This window comes from Corynebacterium sp., from assembly GCF_012837295.1.
GTDB lineage: Bacteria > Actinomycetota > Actinomycetes > Mycobacteriales > Mycobacteriaceae > Corynebacterium.
Window position 1 is genome coordinate 1 of record NZ_DURI01000366.1, and the last position, 4,844, is coordinate 4,844.

Below are 4,844 nucleotides of genomic sequence, written 5' to 3' on the forward strand. Positions count from 1 at the left end.
GAACTTCTCGACGCGGCCGGCGGTGTCCATGACACGCTGGGCGCCGGTCCAGAACGGGTGCGACTCGGAGGTCACGTCGACGACGATGAGCGGGTACTCATTGCCGTCCTCCCACTGGACGGTGCGGCCGGAAGTGGCGGTGGAGCGGGTCAGGAACTGAGTGCCCGTGCCCGCATCCTGGAAGACCACCGGGTGGTAGTCGGGGTGGATGTCCTTCTTCATGCTTTCGATTCCCTCAGGATTGAACTACGGGTCGCTTCCGGGCGGCATGGGCGGACCTTTGCTTGACGACGTATGATTCGCCGTGAAACGCGAGAGCCACCGGAGCCCGGATCGTGCCCGAGTTGGGTTCGTTTGCGTGCAACATCGCCGCTACGGTCGGGCGATGAACCTCTAGCACCCTACACGCTGCGGGTCAGATAAGGAAAAACGCCCTCGGGCATTCCCGCCGGATGAGCGTCGGCCCCGAATTGGCCCGGCGCCGCGCCCGTGGCGACGCCGCGCGAAATGGGCGCGCTCCCAGGCGATTAGGAATCGGGACGGGGCGGCCTGTAGGGTAAATCCTCGCTGTTGTCTGTTCATTCGTTTTTCGCCCAGTGCCCTGGCACGACGGCGCCCCGGACAAGAATTGCACTCCCCTCCGAGCACCTGAGCAGTGTTCACGCACGTACCGCCACCGTGGCAACCACGGAAGATGGCACCACGAGCAGGAGGGGAAGCCGCGATTCTGGCCCGGTGCGGCGCCTCGGAGCCGGCTGATGGGCGGCTAGGAAGCAAAGGAAAGCCCATGTCGGCGATTTGCCAGGTCACGGGACGGAAGCCGAGCTTCGGCAAGACCGTCTCCCACTCGCACCGGCGCACCTCCCGCCGTTGGAACCCCAACGTGCAGCGCAAGAAGTTCTACCTCGCCTCCGAGGGGCGCACCATCACCCTGACGGTGTCCCCGAAGGGTCTCAAGACCATCGACAAGCACGGGATCGAGGCCGTCGTGGCCCAGATCCGCGCCCGTGGGGAGAAGATCTAAATGGCACGTAATGACATTCGTCCCATCATCAAGCTGAAGTCGACCGCGGGTACGGGTTACACGTACGTCACGCGGAAGAACAAGCGGAACAACCCGGATCGCATCACGCTGAAGAAGTACGATCCGATCGCCCGCAAGCACGTCGAATTCCGCGAGGAGCGCTAACTCATGGCCAAGAAGTCCAAGATCGCCAAGAACGAGCAGCGCAAGGAGATCGTCGCCCGCTACGCGGAGCGTCGCGCTGAGCTCAAGGCCATCATCAAGTCCCCGAACACCTCCGACGAGGACCGTGCCGAGGCGCAGTACGAGCTGAACCGTCAGCCGCGCGACGCCTCCCCCGTCCGCGTCCGCAACCGTGACGCCGCCGACGGCCGCCCGCGTGGTTACCTGCGCAAGTTCGGCCTGTCCCGCGTCCGCGTCCGTGAGATGGCCCACCGTGGCGAGCTCCCGGGCGTCCGTAAGTCCAGCTGGTAAGAGGGAGACACTCACATGAAGCGCAACCACGGCAACAAGAAGGCGCGGATGGAGCAGTCCCGCCGCCCGAAGAAGAACCCGCTCAAGGCCGCCGGCGTTGAGAAGGTCGATTACAAGGACATCAACCTGCTGCGTCAGTTCATCTCCGACCGGGGCAAGATCCGCTCCCGTCGCGTGACCGGCCTGACCCCCCAGCAGCAGCGCCAGGTCGCCACCGCGGTCAAGAACGCCCGCGAGATGGCCCTCCTGCCGTTCACCAGCCGCTAAAACCGGCTGCCGGGACACGGCACGGCCCTCGCCGGGCACGCCCCGAACGGCTGATTTAAGCGCTGGCCGCATGACGAACAACATGCAATGACAGCGTAAACGGACCCACGTCCCCTCCCGAGGGAGGGCGAGACGGGGTCCGTTTTCTATTGCGCCCATACTGGGACGGGGCACTGCCCATGCCCGCATGCCCGCGCGCCCCACCTTCGCCCGCCCGCCGTCACCGCCCACCTTCACCACCCACCTTCACCACCCACCTTCACCACCCGAGAGGAGCCCGCCGTGCCGGATTTGTCCGCGATTCTCATCGGCTTCGGTTCCGTGGCGCTGATCATCTTCGGCGGATGGCTGGCCGGCCGGTCCGGAGTGCTGGGCAAGGGCGGCGGCCTGGCGCTGAACATGGTCGTCTACTGGGTGGCCATGCCGTGCATGCTGCTGCACACCCTGGCGACCTCCGACACCGGCAGCGCCTTCGGCGGCCCCTTCATCGTGGCGGCGGGCTCCGCCCTGGTCACCGCGGCGGTGTACCTCCTCGTCGCGCGCCCGGCGGTGAACCAGCGCGCGCCGGAGGCGGTCGTCGGCGCGATGTCGTCGAGCTACAACAACGTCGCCAACCTGGGCATCCCCATCGCGACGGCCGTGCTTCACGACGCAACCGCCATCGTCCCCGCCCTCATCTTCCAGATCGCCTTCTACGCCCCGATTTCGCTGACGATCCTGGACATCCTCACGTCGCGGCACGGTCGCCTCGACATTCGCCGCACCATCATGACGCCGCTGAAGAACCCCATCTTCGTCGGCGCCGCCCTGGGGCTGCTGGCCGCGGCGCTGCCGTTCGACGTGCCGACGGTCGTGATGCAGCCCATCGGACTGCTCGGCCAGGCCGCCGTTCCGCTGGCGCTGCTGGCGTTCGGCGTCGGACTGTACGGTTCGCCGGTGCTGCGCCGGGGCACGTCGCCGCGCAGGGCCGTGCTCGCGTCTTCCGTGCTGAAGAACATCGGGCAGCCGGTGGCGGCGTACCTCATCGCGGCGTTCCTCCTCGGGATGGAGGGGCATGCGCTGCTGGCGGCCGTGGTCATCGCGGCCCTCCCGACCGCCCAGAACGTCTACACCTTCTCCTCCCGCTTCGGCCGCGGCACGGTGCAGGCGCGGGACTCGGCGGTGGTGACGACGCTGGCCTGCGTGCCCGTCATCCTCGTCATCGCCGTGCTGCTCGGGTAGGCCCGCCGGTCAGGCGGTGCGCCTCCCGCGGTATCTCCCGGCGCTCCCGCAGACGCCCACCCGCGGTGTCTCCCGGCGCTCCCGCACACGCCCACCCGCGCGCTTATACCGGAATTCCGGGCCGGATTCCCGGACCACCATTCGTCGCTACGCTTGGGTGGCGTGGAACTCCTCAAAGAACTCCTCGCTTCCGACCCTTCGGTGCCCCGCCTCACGTTTTATGACGAAACCACGGGTGGCCGCACCGATCTGAGCGCCGTGACGCTGGACAACTGGGCGTCCAAGATCGGCAACATGCTCCACGACGAATTCGACCTGGAGGCCGGCGACACCGCGTGGATCGACCTGCCCCCGATTTGGACGTCGGCGTGCCTGGTCCTCGGCGCCGAACGCGCCGGCATCGAGTTCTCCGACGCCGACCCGCTGGTCGTGTTCACCACCGTCGGCAAGCTGTCGGAGTGGGAGGAGCGCTACCCCGACGCGTACCTCGCGGCGGTGACCGATGACGCGTTCGGGCGCGGCGTCGTCGAATGCGGCGGTGAGATTCCGCCCGGTGTCGTGGATTTCGGGCCCGAGGTGCGCCTGCATCCCGACGGTTACCTCGGCATGGGGCCCGAGGACGGGCAACCCCTGATTGGCGGGCGCACCCCCAGCGAGCTGGTGCGCGAGGCGCGCGCCCGCGCCGACGAAGCCGGGCTCGACGCCGGCGCGCGGGTCATCTCCGCGGGGTGGGCCGACGGGTCGCCGGGTGCCGAAGGCTGGATGAACGCGGTGCTCACGCCGTGGTCCGTCGGCGGTGCGGCCGTCATCGTGCGCGGCGCCGACGAGGAACGGATGGCGCGGATCGCGGACATCGAAAAGGCCCGGCCGCTGGGCTGACCGGGCTCGTTTCGGGGCGCTGTTTCGGGGCGCTGTTTCGGGGGCGGGCGCTACTTCACGTCACGTCGGGAAGCGATGATCACTCCCCCGACGACGACCGCGGCGAACCACCCGGTGAGGACGAGGCTCGCGTGGAAGTCGCTGACGCCGACGTCCATCATGCCGAGCAGCTGGCGCGACGCGGTCCACGGCAGGTACTGCGCCAGCGTCTGCCCCCAGTCGACGGGGACGAGGCCGACGGCCATCTCCAGGACGAGAATCCAGCCGATGGGCAGCGCCACCGCGACGGCCGGCACCGGAATGAGCGTGCCGACGCCGGAGCCGATGGCGGCCCACACCAGAATCAGCCCCGCCGCGAGGGCGGCACCGCCGAAGTTCTCCGCCGAAAGCGCACCGGCCGCCGCCAGGATTCCCGCGGCGATGGCGAATCCGATGACCGTCGCCGCCGCGATGAGCAGCAGTTGCGCGACCATGCGGGCGGAGTGGACTCCCCACCTGCTTCCCGACGCCAGGTAGCCGAAGGCCACCCGCCGGCCCGCGATGTCCCCGGCGGAACCGGCGGCGGCGAACACGATCGCGATGATGGTCAGGAAGTCGGCGCCGAGGAGCACGCTCGCGAACGTCGGCTCGAATTGGAACTCCGCCGGGCCGTTGCGCGTGGTGAACCACATCAGCACCGGCGGCGCCACGACGAAGAAAAGGTACGCGAAGGCGTAACCCCACGTCGCAGGCAGATTGAGCATGCGGCCGAGTTCGGCGCGCAACACGTCGGCGGGGCCGGGCACCGCGGCGGAGGTGGGTGCTGCGGCGGAGGTGGGTGCTGCTGCGTCGTTCGGCGCTGCGGTGGAGTTGGTCGAAGTGGTGGGCTGCGGGATGACGGAGCCGGGTCGGCCTGCGGACGGGGCGGTCATGGTTCTTCTCCTCGTTATCAAGTGCTGTGGTTACAGGTATTGCGATTTCGGGTACTGCGGTTTCGGGC

At 68.4% G+C, this 4,844-nt stretch carries 8 protein-coding genes; 6 read left to right on the forward strand and 2 right to left on the reverse strand.

What is annotated here, in order from left to right; translation table 11 throughout:
- The coding region (locus tag GX015_RS11940; protein WP_291345381.1) for a type B 50S ribosomal protein L31 at window positions 1–222 on the reverse strand (222 nt) is incomplete at its 3' end.
- A 565-nt stretch (window positions 223–787) separates the two neighbouring features.
- Between GX015_RS11940 and rpmB the strand changes: the two genes are divergently transcribed.
- From rpmB to GX015_RS11970, 6 genes are all read left to right on the forward strand, one after another.
- Window positions 788–1,024, forward strand: coding sequence for a 50S ribosomal protein L28 (gene rpmB / locus GX015_RS11945; RefSeq protein WP_273045680.1), 237 nt, complete (start codon window positions 788–790; stop codon window positions 1,022–1,024).
- On the forward strand, window positions 1,025–1,189 hold the full coding sequence (gene rpmG / locus GX015_RS11950) for a 50S ribosomal protein L33 (RefSeq protein WP_018019289.1): 165 nt from the start codon (window positions 1,025–1,027) through the stop codon (window positions 1,187–1,189).
- A gap of 3 nt (window positions 1,190–1,192) precedes the next feature.
- On the forward strand, window positions 1,193–1,498 hold the full coding sequence (rpsN, locus tag GX015_RS11955) for a 30S ribosomal protein S14 (RefSeq protein ID WP_046649899.1): 306 nt from the start codon (window positions 1,193–1,195) through the stop codon (window positions 1,496–1,498).
- 15 nt (window positions 1,499–1,513) lie between these two features.
- A complete protein-coding gene (gene rpsR / locus GX015_RS11960; RefSeq protein ID WP_035119551.1) occupies window positions 1,514–1,765 on the forward strand; it encodes a 30S ribosomal protein S18 in 252 nt (83 codons plus the stop codon).
- 282 nt (window positions 1,766–2,047) lie between these two features.
- A complete protein-coding gene (locus GX015_RS11965; protein ID WP_291345382.1) occupies window positions 2,048–2,986 on the forward strand; it encodes an AEC family transporter in 939 nt (312 codons plus the stop codon).
- A gap of 162 nt (window positions 2,987–3,148) precedes the next feature.
- On the forward strand, window positions 3,149–3,865 hold the full coding sequence (locus GX015_RS11970) for a TIGR03089 family protein (protein WP_291345383.1): 717 nt from the start codon (window positions 3,149–3,151) through the stop codon (window positions 3,863–3,865).
- A 50-nt stretch (window positions 3,866–3,915) separates the two neighbouring features.
- Here the strand turns inward: GX015_RS11970 and GX015_RS11975 are convergent, their stop codons facing one another.
- Window positions 3,916–4,776: a hypothetical protein gene (locus GX015_RS11975; RefSeq protein ID WP_291345384.1), complete on the reverse strand. Its 861-nt coding sequence runs from the start codon at window positions 4,774–4,776 to the stop codon at window positions 3,916–3,918.
- Window positions 4,777–4,844 lie beyond the last annotated feature (68 nt).

Excerpts from the sequence above, each read along its gene's own strand:
- rpsN (WP_046649899.1), top strand. The coding sequence starts at position 1,193 with ATGGCCAAGAAGTCCAAGATCGCCAAGAACGAGCAGCGCAAGGAGATC.
- GX015_RS11975 (WP_291345384.1), bottom strand. The coding sequence starts at position 4,776 with ATGACCGCCCCGTCCGCAGGCCGACCCGGCTCCGTCATCCCGCAGCCC.
- rpsR (WP_035119551.1), top strand. The coding sequence starts at position 1,514 with ATGAAGCGCAACCACGGCAACAAGAAGGCGCGGATGGAGCAGTCCCGC.
- rpmB (WP_273045680.1), top strand. The coding sequence starts at position 788 with ATGTCGGCGATTTGCCAGGTCACGGGACGGAAGCCGAGCTTCGGCAAG.
- rpmG (WP_018019289.1), top strand. The coding sequence starts at position 1,025 with ATGGCACGTAATGACATTCGTCCCATCATCAAGCTGAAGTCGACCGCG.